This is a genomic window from Serratia montpellierensis, assembly GCF_020858655.1.
In the GTDB taxonomy this organism is placed as follows: Bacteria; Pseudomonadota; Gammaproteobacteria; order Enterobacterales; family Enterobacteriaceae; genus Serratia; species Serratia montpellierensis.
In genome coordinates this window covers 257,489-274,354 of sequence record NZ_VOSN01000022.1, presented here as the reverse complement: position 1 = coordinate 274,354, position 16,866 = coordinate 257,489, and the positions used below count along the sequence as shown (strand labels likewise).

Sequence of the window (16,866 nt, the reverse complement as noted above, 5' to 3'; positions counted from 1 at the left end):
CCCCGGCAAGCCGGGGTTTTTCCTTTCATTCAGCCGATTACTTCAGGTACTGGCCGGAACGCAGCGCTTCGATGCGCTTGTCGAGCGGCGGGTGCGACATGAACAGCTCGCTGAACGACTTGGATTTACCGTTGATGCAGAACGCCATCATGCTGCCCGCTTCCTGCGGTTCGTAGCTGGTTTTCAGGCGCTGCAAGGCGGCGATCATCTTCTCGCGGCCCACCAGCTTGGCGGAGCCGGCGTCGGCGTAGAACTCACGGTGACGCGAGAACCACATGGTGATGATGCTTGCCAGGATGCCGAACACCAGTTCCAGCACCATCGACACCGCGAAGTAAATCATCGGGTTGCCGTTGCCTTCCCCTTCGCCATCACCGTCGCGGTTGCCGAGGAAACCGGCGGCGACCTGCGCGATCAGGCGCGAAATGAAGATGACGAAGGTGTTCACGATGCCCTGAATCAGGGTCATGGTCACCATATCGCCGTTGGCGACGTGGCTGATTTCGTGCGCGATGACCGCTTCCGCTTCGTCGCGGCTCATGCTCTGCAGCAGGCCGGTGCTGACGGCGACCAGCGAGGCGTCGCGGCGTGCGCCGGTGGCGAAGGCGTTGATGTCCGGCGCGTGATAGATAGCGACCTGCGGCATGGCGATGCCCGCCTGCTGCGACTGACGGCGTACCGTTTCCAGCAGCCAGTTTTCGGTTTCGTTACGCGGTTGTTCAATCACTTCCCCGCCGACGGAGCGCAGCGCCATCCACTTGGACATCAGCAACGACACGAAAGCGCCGCCGAAGCCGAACAGACCGGCCATGATCATCAGGCCCTGAACGCTACTGGATTGGATTCCTGTCAGGCTGAGCACCAGCCCGAAAACCAACATCACCGCCAGGTTGGTGAGCAGGAACAGAGCTATACGCATCATAAAATGTTTACTTCCTCATAAATGTTAACAAAACGCTGTCTAAGATACCCTAGATCGTATGGGCATTCGTCACAGTTTCAAGAGTCGCGCGTCATTAACCTACTAAAAATACGAAACTTTACAAAAACGACGCGCGACCGGGATTTGGCAAATTGTAAACGATTGTTGCGCAAGGCGGAGGGATTTCTCAGAAAAAATTCCTGGCCCACGCAAAATGACGTCGAGAAAAATTGCCCGCACACTTTTTATGGCCGCCAGGCCCTCACCGCCTTCGCTCACGCAGCGCTAGCCTCGCCTGACAGGAAAGTTTGAATCCCGCGATTAATTGTTACATTATAACATCACAATTAATCGTAAAGGGATGTCAATCATGTTACCTCGCTTGGTCTGTCTGCTGACTGCGTGGCTGCTCTTTTGCCACGTCGCGCAAGCTGAAATCCACCTCACCGACGCAGAAGGACGCCAGGTCACCCTGGCCGCCCCCGCACAACGCGCCTATATCGGCTTTTACTACGAAGATTTTCTGGCGGTGAACGGCCCGGACAGTTTTCAACAGGTGGCCGCCTTCTCTAAAAGCGACTGGGCCTTGCGCACCAGCCAATGGCCGCGTTATCAGGCGGCTCTGCCGCGGCTCGCTCAGCTGGTCGATGTCGGTTCGCTCTACAATCAGAGCTTTGACTTCGAACGCCTGCTGACCACGCGGCCAGACCTGCTGATCCTGGCGAAATGGCAGCTCGACGGCTTCGCCAACTACCTGCCGGTGCTGCAACAGCTCAACATCCCTTACATCGTCGTCGACTTCAACCAAGGTGCGGAAGTCAAACTCGCCAGCATTCGGGCCATGGGTCAGGCGATGGGCCACCCCGAGCGGGCGGAACGGCTGGCCAGCGAGTATCGGCAGAGCCTTGAAGATACTCAACGGCGTATTCGCAAGGCGCAGCTGCCGCCACCGACCGCTTATATCGAACTCGGCGATAAGGGGCCCGGCGAATACAGCAGCAGCTATGGTGCCTCCGTTTGGGGGCCGCTGTTACAGCTGGCCGGCGCCCGCAATATCGCCGCCGGCGTCGTCGGTAGCCCCGCGCCTTTACGCGCCGACTATGTGCTGACCCAAAAGCCGGACGTCATTTTTCTCGCCGGCGGCGACTGGGAAAACATGCCAAACGCCGTACCGATGGGCTACGGCGCACAGGCTGCCCCCCTTCAGGCACGCCTCGCTCAGTACGCCCGGCGTGCCGGTTGGCCGCAGCTGCCGGCGGTAAAAGACCAACGCCTCTATGCGCTCTACCATGGCGGCGCGCGCACGATTTACGACTTCATTTTTGTTCAGTATCTGGCGAAAGCGCTCTATCCCGCCGCGTTTGCCGATGTCGATCCCGCGCGCAATCTGGCGCAGTTCTACCGCCAATATTTACCGATAGAGGCAGACGGCGTCTTCCTGCAACGCTGGCAAGGAGAGTAACCGTGGTTCACACAGGACGTGCGTTTTTGCAACGGCGCAGACTGCGCCGCGGGTTATTGACGCTGGCGCTGCTCGGCGCGCTGTTGGCGGCCGCCGTCATCGATCTGACCGTCGGTGCCGCCCACCTAAGCCTCACGGATATCGTGCGGATGCTCTGGCCCGGCTCCGCGCCAGGCAACGAGCTGCATCAGGTGGTTTTCTGGTCGATTCGCTTGCCGATGACGCTCACCGCGTTGGTCGTCGGCGCCAGCCTGGCGCTGGCCGGTTTGTTGATGCAGACCGTGCTGGCCAACCCCCTCGCCAGCCCCTATACGCTGGGGATCTCTGCCGCGGCGGGGTTTGGCGCGGCGCTGTCGATCATCACCGGATTCAGCCTGGGCGGCGCGCTGGCGCTGGGCACGCCGCTGCTGGCTTCGCTGATGGCGTTGCTCGCCTGCGTGCCTATCTATCTGCTGGGACAGCGCCGCGGCATGACGCCGCAAATTTTGGTGCTGAGCGGCATCGTGGTGCTGTTCTTCTTTCAGTCGCTGCAATCCCTGCTGCTGTTTATAGCCTCGCCGGAAGCCATGCAGCAAATCGTCTTCTGGCTGTTCGGCAGCCTGCTCAAAGCCAATATGCACGGCGTGGCGATCACCGGCGGCGTCCTGTTCTGCGCGCTGGTCGTCAGCCTGCGGCTGGCCTGGCGCCTGACCGCACTGTCCGCCGGCGAAGAACAGGCCCAGGGGCTGGGCATCAACGTCAGCGGGCTGCGCAAGCTGGCCTTTCTGCTGGCGACCTTGCTGACGGCCGCCTCGGTCTCGTTTGTCGGCACCATCGGGTTCGTCGGGCTGATCGCCCCGCATTTCGCCCGTTTTCTGGTGGGCGAGGATCAACGCTATCTGATCTGCATTTCCGCCCTTTGCGGCAGCCTGCTGCTGCTGTGCGCGTCGATCGTCGCCAAACTGGTGCTGCCGAACGGCGTAGTGCCCATCGGCATCGTTATCGCCTTAATCGGCGTGCCGGTGCTGTTCTACTTCGTCACCCGACAGGTTAAACGCCCATGACTCAACTGACCCTCACCGGCGTCGGCGTCACGCTGCATCGACGTCAGCTGTTAGCCGACGTTTCATTGGCCTGGCCGGAGGCAAAGCTCGGCGGCATCATCGGCCCCAACGGCGCCGGCAAATCCACGCTGCTCAAAGCAATCAATCGCATGCTGCCGCACAGCGGCGCTATCGCTTACCGCGAGCGCCCGCTCGATCCGAAAACCAGCCGCATCGCCTATGTGCCGCAGCTGAATCGCAGCGAGTCGGCGTTGACCGCGTTTGAAATGGTGCTGCTGGGTAGGGTACGCCAGTTGGGCTGGCGCGTCAGCGCCGCCCAGGCCGACGCGGTCGAACAGGCGCTGGCGGAATGCGGCATTTCGGCGCTTGCCGATCGCCCCTTCAACCGCCTCAGCGGCGGCCAACGGCAGTTGGTGATGCTGGCGCAGGCCTTCGTCTCTCAGCCGCAGCTCATTTTACTCGACGAGCCCACCAGCGCGCTGGACATCCACCATCAGCTGCGCGTGCTCAATCAGATCGCCGACTACAGCCGGCGTCATCGCTGCATCACGCTGCTGGTGATCCACGATCTGGGGCTGGCGCTGCGCTACTGCCATTCTCTCACCTTGCTCGAGCACGGACGCGTCATTTGCCACGGCGACACCCATCAGATGATGGGGCACCCGATGATGTCCCGCGTATTTGGCGTCGGTATCGAAAGCGGCATCAGCCCCCAAGGCTACCCCTTTCTGCTGCCGACACAGCTGTTACACGCACACGGAGAAACCCCATGTACACTCTGACCAAGGCGGACATGCTGGCGCAACTCGCCGGCTTGCAACAGGAAATCCACCAGCTCCACCGTTCCGCCCGGCAAGATCGGCGCCATTTTTCCCTGCTGGAACGGCGCTTCAGCCGCCTGCAGGCCTTTAACGATCTGCCGCAGCTGCAGGCCTATCGCCGCAAGCTGGAAAACGACCGTTTGATAACGGCGCAGATCGCCCAGCTGCGAGCAGTCGCCAATGCCGCTTTGTGCGATTACGAGAAGCATCGCGTTTCGACGCTCTGCCGGGAGCAGGCGCAGGCCAACGCCTACCTGAACAGTTTCGATAGCGCCCTGCAACTGGAGATCGCCGCCGCCGGCATCAAACCCGGCGAACGGGTGTTGCTGGTGGGCAGCGGCGCCTTGCCCACCACCGCGCTGGCGCTGGTCGCCAGGCTCTCCGCTACCGTCATTTGCTACGATTGCGACCCGGCGGCCCAGCGTTTTGCCCGCCGCCTCACGCACCATCTGGGGCTGTCACGGCAAATCCCCTGCATCGATAAATTGAACGGCCTGACCGACTGCGACATCGATCACATCATCATCGCCTCTCTGGTGGCGGACAAACAAACCCTGCTGACGCAGCTGCGGCCTTTACTGCCTCAGCGCGGCAAACTGCTGCTGCGCTACGGGAACGGCCTTAAGTCGATCTTCAACTGCCCTTATCACCATCTGGCTGACAGTTCACCCTGGCGCGTCAGCGGTAAACCGGTTGCCACCCCGCTGTACGACCTCTTGATTTTGGAGTCTCATCGCCATGAATAACGCCTTTCCTACCCTGATCCTCGGCGCCGGTCCGGCGGCGATCCAATTGGCTGCGGATATCCAGGCCACGGCCGACACGCGCATCGGCCTGTACAATCGCGCCAGCGAGAAAGGGCAACGCCTGAAGGCGCATCTGGCGCACACGCCCACTCTATCTCTGGAAGGCGTCGGCAAGGCGCAGCAGACCCAGCGCGATGCGCAGGTGACGATAGCCAGCTACTGTGACGATCTGTCGCTCATCGGCGGCGACTGGCAACGGCTGATCCTCGCCGTGCCCACCGACCACTATTACGACGTGTTGCGGCAGGTGCCGTGGGCTACCTTGCCCCACCTGCGGTCGTTGATCCTGCTTTCCCCGTCCATCGGCTCCGGCCTGATGGTGCAAAACCTGCTGCAGGCGGCCGGCCAATCCCACGTCGGAATCATCAGTCTGTCCAGTTATTACGCCGACACCAAATATCAGGATGCGGCGCAGCCCTACCGTGCCTATACCAAGGCCTTTAAACAGCGGATCTATCTCGCGGCCCAAAGCCCGGCGTCAGACGGCGCCGAACTCGACTGGATCTGTTCGGTGCTGGCGCATCACGCTATCGACGCCCGGCGCTGCGACAGCCTGCTGGCCGCCGAGCGCTTCAGCATCACCAACTATGTTCATCCGCCGCTGGCGCTGGCCGACACCACGCTGCAGGCGATATTCCAGCCGCAGGCACCGGTGCAATACCTGTATAAAACCCACCCCGAGGGCCCCATCTGCCCCGAGGTGATCGCTGATATGCTCGAACTGTCGGAGGATTACAAAAGGCTGCTCAACCATCTCGGCGTCGAGGGCATCAACCTGCTGCGCTTTTTGAACGACGACAGCTACCCGGTTCCCTCCCGCATGGTGAGCCGCCGCTGGATTGACCATTTCCCGCAGCTCGCGCCGGCGGAGCAACGCTATGCGCTGTTTACGCGCTATACCGCGCTGCTGGTCGATCCCTATTCCGAACCGGACGCGCAGGGCCGCTACTATGATTTTTCCGCCGTCAGGGTCGCCCGCGTCTTTCAAGATGCGCAGGGGCTATGGCGGCTACCGCGCGTGCCGCAAGAGGACGTGCGCAAACTGCGCGTTCTGGTCTTGCTGGCGGAACGGCTTGGTGTCGAGATGCCCGCCGCCCAGCGCCTGTTGGCGCGCTTTCAGCAGGCGCTGCAGAGCTTCGTCACGCGGATCGGCGCCGAACATTGCCATCATTCGTTGCTGGACGATACCTGCGACGAACAGGCGGCCATCACCTACCGTCAGTGGCGGGGGCAAGCATGAATCAGGGTGCGCTGCTGGCCATTTTCGCCTCGCTGATTTTCAGCGTCATGAATGCGCTGGTCAAAACCATCGCCGACGACATCCCCACCGGGGAAATCGTGTTCTTTCGCAGCAGCATCGGCTGCCTGCTGGTTCTGCTGCTGATGTATCGCCACGGCGTCGCCTTCAGCCGCGAAGACCGGCCGCTGCTGGTATTACGAGGCACTATGGGCGGACTGTATCTCATCTGTTATTTTTACAGCATCGCCCACCTCACGCTGGCCGACGCCAGCATGCTGGCCTACCTGTCGCCGTTTTTCTCCATTCTGCTCTCCTTGCTGGTGCTGCGTGAACGGATCAGCGCCAACACCGCATTTTGGCTGGCGCTGGTCATCATCGGCGCCGTGCTGCTGGTGCGGCCGTGGCACTTCTCGGCCTATACCCTGGCATCGCTGGTGGGCGTGATGAGCGCGGTATTCGCCTCGATCGCCTATCTGTCGGTCAACAAGCTCAGCAAGCGCCACCACAACTACGAGATCGTGTTCTATTTCCTGTTTATCGCAACGCTGATTTCGCTGCCGCTGATGTGGAACGCGTTCGTCTGGCCCAACGTCTACCAGTTTGCCATCCTGCTCGCCATCGCCCTGGTGTCGCTGTTGGGACAGGTCGTCTTAACCCAGGCCTTTTCCTCCGATAACCTGATCGTGGTTTCGGTGGTGCGCTATATCGGCATCGTTTTCAATATCGCCTGGGGCTGGCTGTTCTGGCACGAAGTTCCGCTGTTGCTGTCGCTGATCGGTTGCCTGCTGGTGGTGGTTTCCTGCATCCAGCTCGGGCTGCGCCACCGCAAGAAAGCCGTCTGAGCCGCGCGTGACGCGGCCATAAAAAAACGCACCCGAGGGTGCGTTTTTCATCCTGCCTGACGCGGCCTTATTTGGCCGGCGTTGGCTGCTGAGCGGGCTGATCTTTTTCCAGATGAGCCAGGTCCAGCGCGATATGCACGGTTTCATCCAGGTACGGATCCGGTTCCTGGTAATCCTTCGGCAGATCGTCGAGCGATTTCAGCGGCTTCTTGCCCGCGCGTTCCAGGCGCTCGTTGATGCGTTTCAGACGGGTCGCATCGTCATCATGGTTCTCTTTCTCGCGTACCGCCAGATTGAGAGACACGATGTTGCGTTTATCCTTCAGCGCCTTGTAATGCGCGATATCCTGCGCGATGTACTGGAACTCCGGATTTTGCGCAATGCGCTGCTGGTGATCTTTCAGCAGCTCCGGCTCGAACGGCGTCAGATCGCCGGTCTTGCTGTAGGTCGCCGCATTGATGCTGTCCCACGGCATGGCGTTGTCTTCAAACGCTTCGCCGGTTTCCGCCGGATCGACACCGGTCGGCATCAGAATATCCGGCGTCACGCCCTTGCGCTGGGTGCTGCCGCCATTGACGCGGTAGAACTTCTGAATGGTGTACTGCACCGAACCGAGCGCCGGCCACTCAGGGCGCAGCATCTGGTCGTAGATGCGGTTCAGCGAACGGTACTGCTGCACGGTGCCTTTCCCGAAGGTCGGTTCGCCGACGATCAGCGCGCGGCCGTAGTCCTGCATCGCCGCCGCGAAGATCTCGGAGGCGGAGGCGCTGAAGCGATCGACCAGCACCACCAGCGGACCTTTGTAGTAAGTTACGCCATCGGTGTCGGCGTCTTCACGCACTTTGCCGTTGTTGTCGCGCACCTGTACCACCGGGCCGCTCGGAATGAACAAGCCGGACAGCGACACCGCTTCGGTCAGCGCACCGCCGCCGTTGGTACGCAGGTCGATGATCACGCTCTTGACGTTCTGCTTGGCCATCTTCTGCAGCTGCACTTTCACGTCATCGGTCAGACCGACGTAGAAGCCGGGGATGTCGAACACCGCCACCTTCTCTTTGCCGACGGTCTTGATGGTCATTTTCACCGCGCGGTCTTCCAGACGGATGCGCTCGCGGGTCAAGGTGACCACGCGGGTTTTGGTGCCCTTGCCGGCCGGCAGGACTTCCAGGCGCACCTTGCTGCCTTTCGGCCCTTTGATCAACGACACCACATCGTCAAGACGCCAGCCGATCACGTCCACCATCGGTTTGCCGGCCTGGCCGACGCCGACGATGCGATCGCCCACGGTGATCGCCTTGCTCTTCGCCGCCGGACCGCCCGGCACCATCGAGTTGATCAGGGTGTAGTCGTCATCCATCTGCAGCACCGCGCCGATGCCTTCCAGCGACAGGCTCATCTCGGTGTTGAACTGCTCGGTATTGCGCGGAGACAGATAGTTGGTGTGCGGGTCGATTTCATGCGCAAAGGCATTCATCGCCAGCTGGAAGACGTCTTCGCTGTTGCTTTGCGTCAGGCGCTTGATGGCGAACTGATAACGCTTGGTCAGCGTGTCGCGGATTTCTTTGTCGGTCTTGCCGGTCAGCTTGAGGTTCAGCTCGTCATAGGTGACTTTCGCATCCCACAGGCTATCCAGTTCGGCCTTGTCTTTCGGCCACGGCGCTTTGCTGCGGTCGAGATCGATAGTGCCATTGCCGGTGAAGTTCATCGGCTTTTCCAGCAATGACAACGCATAGGTGTAACGCTCAAAGCGGCGTTTCTGCGCCAGATTGAACAGCGCGTAGAAGGTGTCCAGCTTGCCGGTTTTCAGCTCTTCGCCAACCTGATTGCGTTTGCCGGCGAACTGCGCCACGTCGGAGGCCAGCAGCACGTTATGGTTGTAGTCCAGCATGTTCAGGTAGCGATCGAAGATCTTGCCTGAAAACTCCGCATCGAGGGCAAACTGGCGGTAATGAGAGCGAGTGAAGCGCGAGGTAACGCGCTCACTCACCGTAGCGTGCTGGGGTTCCTGTTGCAGTTGGGGCAGTTGGCCGATGCGGATGTTGGCTGTTTCCGCGCCGTAACTGACACCCGCCCACAGCAGCCCTGCAATCGCTGTTAATCTGACGAATTTGTTCATGCCTTGGTTGGCCTCCGTATCAGAACTGCAAGTGTTCTGCGCGCACAATCATCGCCAGACCGGAAGAGAGCTGCACACGTACGCCATCTTTAGCGATTTCGAGTACGGTAGCATCCATCGCGCTCTTGCCTGCTCTGACTTTGATTTCCTGGCCAATTTGCAGTTTAGAGATATCCGTGACTGGCGCATAACGCGGCTGGCTTTCCTCTTTTGCTTCACGAGGTTGGCGAGCGGGCTGTGGGCGAGTTTGTGGGCGCGGCTTGCGGTTTTCCGGCGCGGCTCCGCCTTCGCGACGTGCAGCAGGCTTTTTACCAGCTGGACGCGGACGGCGCGGAGCGGCATCGGCGGATTCGCCGGCGGCTTCACGTTTTTTGGCGTTTTGTTCGGCACGCTGTGCCTGAACGCGCGCTTTGGCTTCTTCAAGCTGCTGGCGAGCATGATCGACATGCTGCTGCTCAAGTTCACCGCACGGATTGCCGTCCAGATCGACGCGCTGTGCGCCAACCTTGACACCGTACAGATAACGCCAGCTTGAGGTATATAGGCGCAGGGCAGAACGCAATTGCGTTTTGCTGAGATTCTCTTCCCCCTGCACGCGCTCTACCAAATCCTGAAAAATACCGATTTTCAGCGGACGAGCTTCGCCTTCGGCGCTAAAGCAGAGCGGAAAACGCTCGGCAAGAAAAGCAATGACTTCTTTACTAGAGTTCAACTTAGGTTGATTTTCCATGAAATTTCCTGATTACAACGGTATTGCCAACAAGCCACAGGCATGAACAGGCGTCATTATAATGACGCCATCGGTAATTGCCACGTTAACCGTCGATCAACTTGCCGCTACAGTCACATATTTCGCACTGTCGCACTGTTCCAGTTGCTCACAAAGCCCCGTCACCACTGCTTTCAGGCCCGCTTCATCCTGTTCGTCGAAGCGTTGATAAACCGTGCTGTCGATATCCAAAACGCCGATCGTCCGGCCGCCAACCGCCAACGGCAGCACGATTTCCGCATTGCTGGCCGCATCGCAGGCGATATGGCCCGGGAATGCATGCACGTCGCCGACGCGCTGCACGCGATTTTCCGCTACCGCCGTGCCGCACACGCCCTTGCCCACCGGGATGCGCACGCAGGCGATCTTGCCCTGGAACGGCCCCAGCACCAACTGGTCGCCCTCCATCAGATAGAAACCGACCCAGTTCACGTCATCCAGACGCTCGTTGATCAACGCGCTGGCGTTGGACAGCGCCGCGATAAAGTTGGTCTCCCCGCCGAGCAACGCGCTCAGGTCACGTTTTAATTCCGCGTAGAATTGTTCTTTTGTCATGTGTTAACCATTGAAACAGTGAAGATGGCCAGAAGCCCAAAGCTTAGGCTCTATAAAATAAGCATTAAATGCGTATAGCCACAAGGTTAATCATCTGTTGCTTCACAAAACCCTCCCGATCGGGGTATGTTTGCCGCTCAGAATCCCGGTTTACCTCGTTTTACCGTCCGGCGCCCGATCGCCGGTGACGCGGCCGGTTTATTTTTCAGCTACGCTGACACTTCCGGCGGGCTCAAGGGCAGCGACTTGTCAAAAATGAAAATACACGCGATCACCGCCCCCCTTTCCAAAGCGCGCCACCAGCGCTGCTGCGAGTGCGACCTGCTGTTCGTGCTGCCGCCGCTCAGCGGCAATCAGGCCGCCTATTGCCCGCGCTGCAACGCCAAGGTGGTGAACGGCCGCGACTGGTCGATGACGCGCCTGACCGCCATGGCGATCGCCATGCTGCTGCTGATGCCGTTCGCCTTCACCGAACCGCTGATCAGCATCCGCTTGCTCGGCACGCGGATCGACGCCAGTTTGCTGGAAGGCATCTGGCAAATGAGCCGCCAGGGCGATCCGCTTACCGCCAGCATGGTGGCGTTCTGCACCCTCGGCGCCCCGCTGACGCTGGCGCTGTCGCTGCTGTACCTGCGCGTCGGCCACGCGCTCGGCATGAACCTGCGCCCGGTGCTGCTGATGTTGGAGCGGCTGAAAGAGTGGGTAATGCTGGACATCTATCTGATCGGTATGGCGGTGGCGGCGATCAAGGTGCAGGATTACGCCGAAATTCAAGCGGGCAGCGCGCTGATCGCCTACCTGTCGCTCACCCTGCTCAGCATCCTGACGTTGATCCACGCCAACCTTGAGCAGTTGTGGGAGCGTTACTATCCGCAAGAACAACCGGAAGGTCCGCCGGCGGCGCTGCACATTTGCCTGTCTTGCCACTATACCGGCTATCCCGACGCGCGCGGCCGCTGCCCGCGCTGCCACGTGCCGATGTGCCACCGCCAGCCCTACAGCCTGCAGAAAACCTGGGCGGCGCTGATCGCCGCGATGATCCTGTTGATACCGGCCAACCTGCTGCCGATTTCCATCATTTACGCCAACGGCGTACGGCTCGAAGACACCATCTTCTCCGGCGTGGTCTCGCTGGCCACCTCCGGCAACGTGCCGATCGCCGCTATCGTGTTCATCGCCAGCGTGCTGGTGCCCTTTACCAAGGTGATTGTGCTGATCACGCTGCTGTTCAGTATCCATTTCAAAACCTCGCACAGCCTGAAAACGCGCATTCGTCTGCTGCGCCTGGTCACCTGGATCGGCCGCTGGTCGATGCTCGATCTGTTCGTTATCGCCTTGATGATGTCGCTGGTAAACCGCGACCAGCTGTTATCTTTTACTATGGGACCGGCCGCGTTTTACTTTGGCTCGGCGGTCATTTTGACTATTCTTGCCGTTGAATGGCTGGATAGCCGATTGATTTGGGATGCACATGCAACAGGAAACGCCGACTACACCGACTGAAGCGCGGGTTAAGAACAAACGCCGCATTTCACCGTTCTGGTTACTGCCGTTCATCGCCCTGCTGATCGCCGGGTGGCTGGTCTATAACAATTTCCAGGAACGCGGCACCACCGTCACCATCGATTTCCAATCGGCGGCGGGCATCGTCGCCGGCCGCACGCCGGTGCGTTACCAGGGCGTTGAGGTCGGCACGGTGCAAAAAATCAGCCTGAGCAAAGATCTGCGCAGCATCGTGGTGGAAGCCAGCATCAAAAGCGATCTGGAAGACTCGCTGCGCGAAGGCACCCAGTTCTGGCTGGTGACGCCCAAAGCCTCGCTGGCCGGGGTCTCCGGGCTCGATGCGCTGGTCGGCGGCAACTATATCGGCATGATGCCCGGCAGCGGCAAGGCGCAAACCCACTTCGCCGCGCTCGATACTCAGCCGAAATACCGTCTGAACACCGGCGAACTGATGATTCACCTGCACGCCGACGATCTGGGCTCGCTCAACAGCGGCTCGTTGGTCTACTACCGCAAAATCCCGGTCGGCAAGGTGTACGACTACACCATCAGCGAAGGCAATAAGGGCGTGACCATCGACGTGCTGATCGACCGCCGCTTCGCCCATCTGGTGAAAAACAACAGCCGCTTCTGGAACGTCTCCGGCTTCAAAGGCGATTTCAGCCTGTCCGGCGCGACGGTGCAGATGGAGAGCCTGGCGGCGCTGGTCAACGGCGCCATCGCCTTCGATTCACCGGCCGATGGTCAGCAGGCCAAGGGCGATCAGAGCTATTCCCTGTATCCTGATTTGGCCCACAGCCAGCGCGGCGTCAATATCCTGCTGGATTTGCCGAGCGGCAACAGCCTGAGTGAAAACCGCACGCCGCTGATGTACCAGGGGCTGCAGGTCGGCACCCTGACCAAGCTGACGTTGCAACAGGACAGCAAAGTGGTCGGTGAACTGACCATCGATCCTTCGGTGGTCGATCTGATGCGCAGCGGCACCCGCATCGTGATGCGCAGCCCGCGCATCAGCCTCAACGACGCCAAGCTCAGTCAGCTGCTGACCGGCACCACGCTGGAGCTGGTGCCGGGTGAAGGCGAGCCGCAGCAGCGCTTCAACGTGCTGGACAGCAGCGAAACGCTGTTGCAACAGCCGGGCGTGCTGACCGTCACGCTGAATGCGCCACAAAGCTACGGCATCGACGTCGGGCAGCCGCTGGTGGTGCACGGCGTGAAAGTCGGCCAGATCCTGAGCCGCACCCTGACCGCCGGCGGCGTGGTGTTCACCGCCGCCATCGACGCCCAATACCGCGGCCTGCTGCACAAAGACAGCAAGTTCGTGGTCAACAGCCGCCTCGACGTCAAGCTGGGCATAGACGGCATGGAAGTGCTCGGCGCCAGCGCCCAGGAATGGGTAGACGGCGGCGTGCGCATTATTCCGGGCAGCAAGGGGGAACCGGGCGGCCAATACCCGCTGTATGCCAACAGCGAGAAAGCCGAGGCAGGCATCGTCGGTAACGCCCCGGCCACCACCTTGACCCTCAGCGCCACCAGCCTGCCGGACGTGCAGGCCGGTTCGGTGGTGCTGTATCGCAAATTCCAGGTGGGCGAGATCGTTAACGTTCGGCCGAAGGCCAACGAGTTTGAGGTGGACGTCTACATCAGCCCGGAATACCGCAAGCTGCTGACCCGCGAAAGCATCTTCTGGGCCGAAGGCGGCGCCAAGGTGCAGCTCAACGGCAGCGGGCTGACGGTGCAGGCTTCGCCGCTTAACCGCGCGCTGAAAGGCGCCATCAGCTTCGACAACCTGCAGGGCGTGACGCTGAACAAGGGCGCCAACCGCGTGCTGTACGCCAGCGAAACCGCCGCACGCGCGGTGGGCAGCCAAATCACGCTGAAAACCTACGACGCCAGCAAGCTGTCGGCGGGCATGCCGCTGCGCTACCTCGGCATCGACGTCGGCCAGGTGGAGTCGCTGCAGTTGGCACCGGAGCGCAACGAAGTGTTGGCCAAAGCGGTGCTGTATCCGGAATACGTGCAAACCTTCGCACGCCTGGGCAGCCGTTTCTCGATCGTTTCGCCTGAGATCTCCGCCGCCGGCGTCAGCAACCTCGATACCCTGCTCCAGCCTTATATCAACGTGGAGCCGGGGCGCGGCCGCGAGCTGCGCACCTTCGAGCTGCAGCAGGCCAGCATCACCGACTCGCGCTATCTCGACGGCCTGAGCGTGGTGCTCGACGCCGCCGAAACCGGCTCGCTGCAGATCGGCACGCCGGTGCTGTTCCGCGGCGTAGAGGTCGGCACCATCACCGGCTTCTACCTTGGCGCCATGTCAGACCGGGTGCACGTCGCGCTGCGCATCAGCAAGAAGTACCAGCATCTGGTGCGCAACAACAGCGTGTTCTGGCTGGCTTCGGGGTACAACCTGCAGTTCGGCCTGACCGGCGGCGTGATCAAGAGCGGCACCTTCCAGCAGTTCATCCGCGGCGGTATCGCCTTCGCCACGCCGCCGACCATTCCGCTGGCGCCGAAAGCGACGCCGAACAAACACTTCCTGCTGAATCCTGAAGAGCCGAAGGACTGGAAAACCTGGGGCACCGCCATTCCGCGCGATTAAATTTCGCATTTTCTTCAGGGCCCGGCATTGCCGGGCCCTGTTTTTTTCCGCGTTGTGATAAACTCTCGCCCTTGTCTTTATTGCACCCTGAGAGTTCGCCCCGTGGCCAAATCCACCGCCGTTTTTCTGCCCCCCGCTTTCCTTGACGCCACCCGCGCCATCATGCCCGCCGAGCTGGCGATGGAAGATTTTATCGCCGCCTGCCAGCGCCCGCTGCGCCGCAGCCTGCGCGTCAACACGCTGAAAATCAGCGTCGCCGACTTCCTGGCGTTGGTGCAGGATTACGACTGGCGACTGGAACCCATCCCCTGGTGCGCGGAAGGGTTCTGGATCGAGCGCGACGATGAAGAACTGCGCCTGGGCAGCGCCGCCGAACACCTGAGCGGCCTGTTCTACATTCAGGAGGCCAGTTCGATGCTGCCGGTCAGCACGCTGTTCGCGGGCGGCGCGGCACCGAATCGGGTGCTGGACGTGGCGGCGGCGCCAGGCTCCAAAACCACCCAGATCGCCGCGTTGATGGGCAATCAGGGCGGCATCGTCGCCAACGAATACTCCGCCAGCCGGGTAAAAGTGCTGCACGCCAATATCAGCCGCTGCGGCGTGAAGAACACCGCGTTGACCCACTTCGATGGCCGGGTGTTCGGCGCCGCGCTGCCGGAGAGCTTCGACGCCATTCTGCTCGATGCCCCCTGCTCCGGCGAAGGCGTGGTGCGCAAAGATCCGGATGCCATGAGCAACTGGTCGCCACAGAGCGTGGCCGAGATCGCCGCCACCCAGCGCGAACTGATCGACAGCGCGTTTCATGCGTTGGCGCCGGGCGGCGTGATGGTTTACTCCACCTGCACCCTCAATGCGCAGGAAAACCAGCAGGTGGTGCGCTGGCTGCTGGACACCTACGGCGACGCGGTCAGCGTCGAACCGCTGGGCGAGCTGTTTCCCGGCGCTGACAAGGCATTGACCGCTGAAGGCTTCCTGCACGTCTTCCCGCAGATTTACGACAGCGAAGGCTTTTTCGTCGCCCGCCTGCGAAAACAGCACGCCGTAGCGCCGTTGGCGAAGCCGACCTACAAAGTGGGTAAATTCCCGTTCAGCCCGCTGTCCGGCAAAGAGGCGGCGCTGGTCGCCCATGCCGCCGCCGCATCCGGTTTAACCTGGGGCGATGACAGCCGGCTGTGGGAGCGCGACAAAGAGCTCTGGTTGTTCCCGGCCGAGCTGGAACCGCTGTTCGGTAAAGTGCGCTTCTCACGTATCGGCCTCAAGCTGGCGGAACGTTTCCCGAAAGGTTTCCGCTGGCAGCATGAGGCGGCGATCGCGCTGGCGAGCGCCGGCGGCAAAACGCATTTTGAGTTGGACCCCGCGCTGGCGCAGGAGTGGTATCACGGCCGCGATCTCTACCCGGAGCAGCCGCCGGCCGGCGACGAATGCATCGTCACCTACCAGGGCCAGCCACTGGGCATCGCCAAGCGCATCGGCAGCCGCATCAAGAACAACCTGCCGCGCGAGCTGGTGCGCGACGGCGCGCTGGATTTTCACCTGTAATCGATCCGGTGCCGGGGAGCCGCATTCCCCGGCGCCAAAATAACATTAATAATATTCCTATCGCCATTCGTTATTATTCTAATCATTTCCAACTTGCACTATTCCGCCTCTCCGCCCGTATTTCTCCGCCGGAAAAGAAAAAAGTTTTTAGCCTTTGATCAAGACAATTTCGCGTTCTTATCCTATTAATTTAAATGTAAGTAAATTAATGCGTTCAACTCAGCTCTGGGTGGCGTTTTTGCGGGCTTTCTCTGACACGGCAAGGAATCATGATGAAAAAAACTCTGATGGTTTTGACCTCGGTAGCACCTCTGCTGTGCATCAGTGGCACAGCCAACGCAGCGGGCACCATTCAGGGCACGGTGGGGGTGACGATCACCATCGGCGCCGGCTGTGTGGTCACCGGCGGTAACAGTTCCGGCACCACCAACGACTTTGGTTCGATCAGCTTCGGGACCTACTCTTCGCTGGCCAACGTCATCACCGCCAGCGCCACCGGCAGCGGCGGCACCGGCACGCTGGGGCTGAACTGCACCACCGGCACCAACTATACCGTGGCGCTGGACAACGGCCTCAACGCCACCGGCAGCCAGCGGCGCATGGCCAGCAGCGTACCGGCCTACATCAGTTACAACCTTTATCAGGACAG

Annotated in this window: 14 protein-coding genes; 10 read left to right on the top strand and 4 right to left on the bottom strand. The window is 60.8% G+C overall.

Annotated elements, in window-relative coordinates; all coding sequences use genetic code 11:
* Positions 1-37: 37 nt before the first annotated feature.
* A complete protein-coding gene (gene htpX, locus FUU19_RS23545; RefSeq protein WP_016927998.1) occupies positions 38-922 on the bottom strand; it encodes a protease HtpX in 885 nt (294 codons plus the stop codon).
* Positions 923-1,292: 370 nt separating this feature from the next.
* Here htpX and FUU19_RS23540 point away from each other — a divergent pair, with 370 nt between their 5' ends.
* The 6 genes from FUU19_RS23540 to FUU19_RS23515 are packed head-to-tail and all read left to right on the top strand — an operon-like array spanning position 1,293 to position 7,136.
* Entirely contained in the window at positions 1,293-2,384 is a 1,092-nt protein-coding gene (locus FUU19_RS23540) for an ABC transporter substrate-binding protein (RefSeq protein ID WP_230490500.1), read from the top strand.
* A 2-nt stretch (positions 2,385-2,386) separates the two neighbouring features.
* Positions 2,387-3,427, top strand: a complete 1,041-nt coding sequence (locus FUU19_RS23535; RefSeq protein ID WP_230490499.1) for a FecCD family ABC transporter permease — start codon at positions 2,387-2,389, stop codon at positions 3,425-3,427.
* Positions 3,424-4,209 (top strand): ABC transporter ATP-binding protein, encoded by a 786-nt coding sequence (locus FUU19_RS23530; RefSeq protein ID WP_197833889.1) that lies wholly within the window; start codon positions 3,424-3,426, stop codon positions 4,207-4,209. Before FUU19_RS23535 ends, FUU19_RS23530 begins: the two co-directional genes overlap by 4 nt.
* Positions 4,197-4,994 carry a nicotianamine synthase family protein gene (locus tag FUU19_RS23525; RefSeq protein WP_230490498.1) on the top strand — a complete coding sequence of 266 codons (798 nt, stop codon included), beginning with the start codon at positions 4,197-4,199 and terminating at the stop codon, positions 4,992-4,994. Before FUU19_RS23530 ends, FUU19_RS23525 begins: the two co-directional genes overlap by 13 nt.
* Positions 4,987-6,294 carry an opine metallophore biosynthesis dehydrogenase gene (locus FUU19_RS23520; protein ID WP_230490497.1) on the top strand — a complete coding sequence of 436 codons (1,308 nt, stop codon included), beginning with the start codon at positions 4,987-4,989 and terminating at the stop codon, positions 6,292-6,294. The genes FUU19_RS23525 and FUU19_RS23520 overlap by 8 nt, the downstream gene beginning before the upstream one ends.
* The gene (locus FUU19_RS23515) at positions 6,291-7,136 is read left to right on the top strand and encodes a DMT family transporter (RefSeq protein ID WP_202669388.1); all 846 of its coding nucleotides are present in this window, start codon (positions 6,291-6,293) and stop codon (positions 7,134-7,136) included. Before FUU19_RS23520 ends, FUU19_RS23515 begins: the two co-directional genes overlap by 4 nt.
* Before the next feature lie 67 nt (positions 7,137-7,203).
* On the opposite strand, the gene prc is transcribed toward FUU19_RS23515, so the two are convergent.
* The 3 genes from prc to FUU19_RS23500 all read right to left on the bottom strand — a co-directional run bounded on the left by prc (position 7,204) and on the right by FUU19_RS23500 (position 10,576).
* Positions 7,204-9,252: a carboxy terminal-processing peptidase gene (prc, locus tag FUU19_RS23510; RefSeq protein ID WP_197833892.1), complete on the bottom strand. Its 2,049-nt coding sequence runs from the start codon at positions 9,250-9,252 to the stop codon at positions 7,204-7,206.
* 19 nt (positions 9,253-9,271) lie between these two features.
* Positions 9,272-9,982, bottom strand: a complete 711-nt coding sequence (gene proQ / locus FUU19_RS23505) for an RNA chaperone ProQ (RefSeq protein ID WP_063989661.1) — start codon at positions 9,980-9,982, stop codon at positions 9,272-9,274.
* 96 nt (positions 9,983-10,078) lie between these two features.
* Positions 10,079-10,576 carry a GAF domain-containing protein gene (locus tag FUU19_RS23500; RefSeq protein WP_141969212.1) on the bottom strand — a complete coding sequence of 166 codons (498 nt, stop codon included), beginning with the start codon at positions 10,574-10,576 and terminating at the stop codon, positions 10,079-10,081.
* A gap of 255 nt (positions 10,577-10,831) precedes the next feature.
* On the opposite strand from FUU19_RS23500, the gene yebS reads away from it, so the two are divergent.
* The 4 genes from yebS to FUU19_RS23480 form a co-directional block, all read left to right on the top strand.
* Positions 10,832-12,079, top strand: a complete 1,248-nt coding sequence (gene yebS, locus FUU19_RS23495; protein ID WP_141969214.1) for a membrane integrity lipid transport subunit YebS — start codon at positions 10,832-10,834, stop codon at positions 12,077-12,079.
* The gene (locus FUU19_RS23490) at positions 12,048-14,678 is read left to right on the top strand and encodes a PqiB family protein (protein WP_141969216.1); all 2,631 of its coding nucleotides are present in this window, start codon (positions 12,048-12,050) and stop codon (positions 14,676-14,678) included. Before yebS ends, FUU19_RS23490 begins: the two co-directional genes overlap by 32 nt.
* 102 nt (positions 14,679-14,780) lie before the next feature.
* A complete protein-coding gene (rsmF, locus tag FUU19_RS23485) occupies positions 14,781-16,217 on the top strand; it encodes a 16S rRNA (cytosine(1407)-C(5))-methyltransferase RsmF (protein WP_197833894.1) in 1,437 nt (478 codons plus the stop codon).
* 272 nt (positions 16,218-16,489) lie between these two features.
* A partial coding sequence (locus FUU19_RS23480) for a spore coat protein U domain-containing protein (RefSeq protein ID WP_347343977.1) occupies positions 16,490-16,866 on the top strand: 377 nt, incomplete at its 3' end.

Bases quoted from the DNA above. Each gene is read 5' to 3' on its own strand.
- htpX (WP_016927998.1), bottom strand. From the start codon at position 922: ATGATGCGTATAGCTCTGTTCCTGCTCACCAACCTGGCGGTGATGTTG.
- FUU19_RS23500 (WP_141969212.1), bottom strand. From the start codon at position 10,576: ATGACAAAAGAACAATTCTACGCGGAATTAAAACGTGACCTGAGCGCG.
- FUU19_RS23520 (WP_230490497.1), top strand. From the start codon at position 4,987: ATGAATAACGCCTTTCCTACCCTGATCCTCGGCGCCGGTCCGGCGGCG.
- FUU19_RS23515 (WP_202669388.1), top strand. From the start codon at position 6,291: ATGAATCAGGGTGCGCTGCTGGCCATTTTCGCCTCGCTGATTTTCAGC.
- prc (WP_197833892.1), bottom strand. From the start codon at position 9,252: ATGAACAAATTCGTCAGATTAACAGCGATTGCAGGGCTGCTGTGGGCG.
- yebS (WP_141969214.1), top strand. From the start codon at position 10,832: ATGAAAATACACGCGATCACCGCCCCCCTTTCCAAAGCGCGCCACCAG.
- FUU19_RS23540 (WP_230490500.1), top strand. From the start codon at position 1,293: ATGTTACCTCGCTTGGTCTGTCTGCTGACTGCGTGGCTGCTCTTTTGC.
- FUU19_RS23490 (WP_141969216.1), top strand. From the start codon at position 12,048: ATGCAACAGGAAACGCCGACTACACCGACTGAAGCGCGGGTTAAGAAC.
- proQ (WP_063989661.1), bottom strand. From the start codon at position 9,982: ATGGAAAATCAACCTAAGTTGAACTCTAGTAAAGAAGTCATTGCTTTT.
- FUU19_RS23530 (WP_197833889.1), top strand. From the start codon at position 3,424: ATGACTCAACTGACCCTCACCGGCGTCGGCGTCACGCTGCATCGACGT.
- FUU19_RS23525 (WP_230490498.1), top strand. From the start codon at position 4,197: ATGTACACTCTGACCAAGGCGGACATGCTGGCGCAACTCGCCGGCTTG.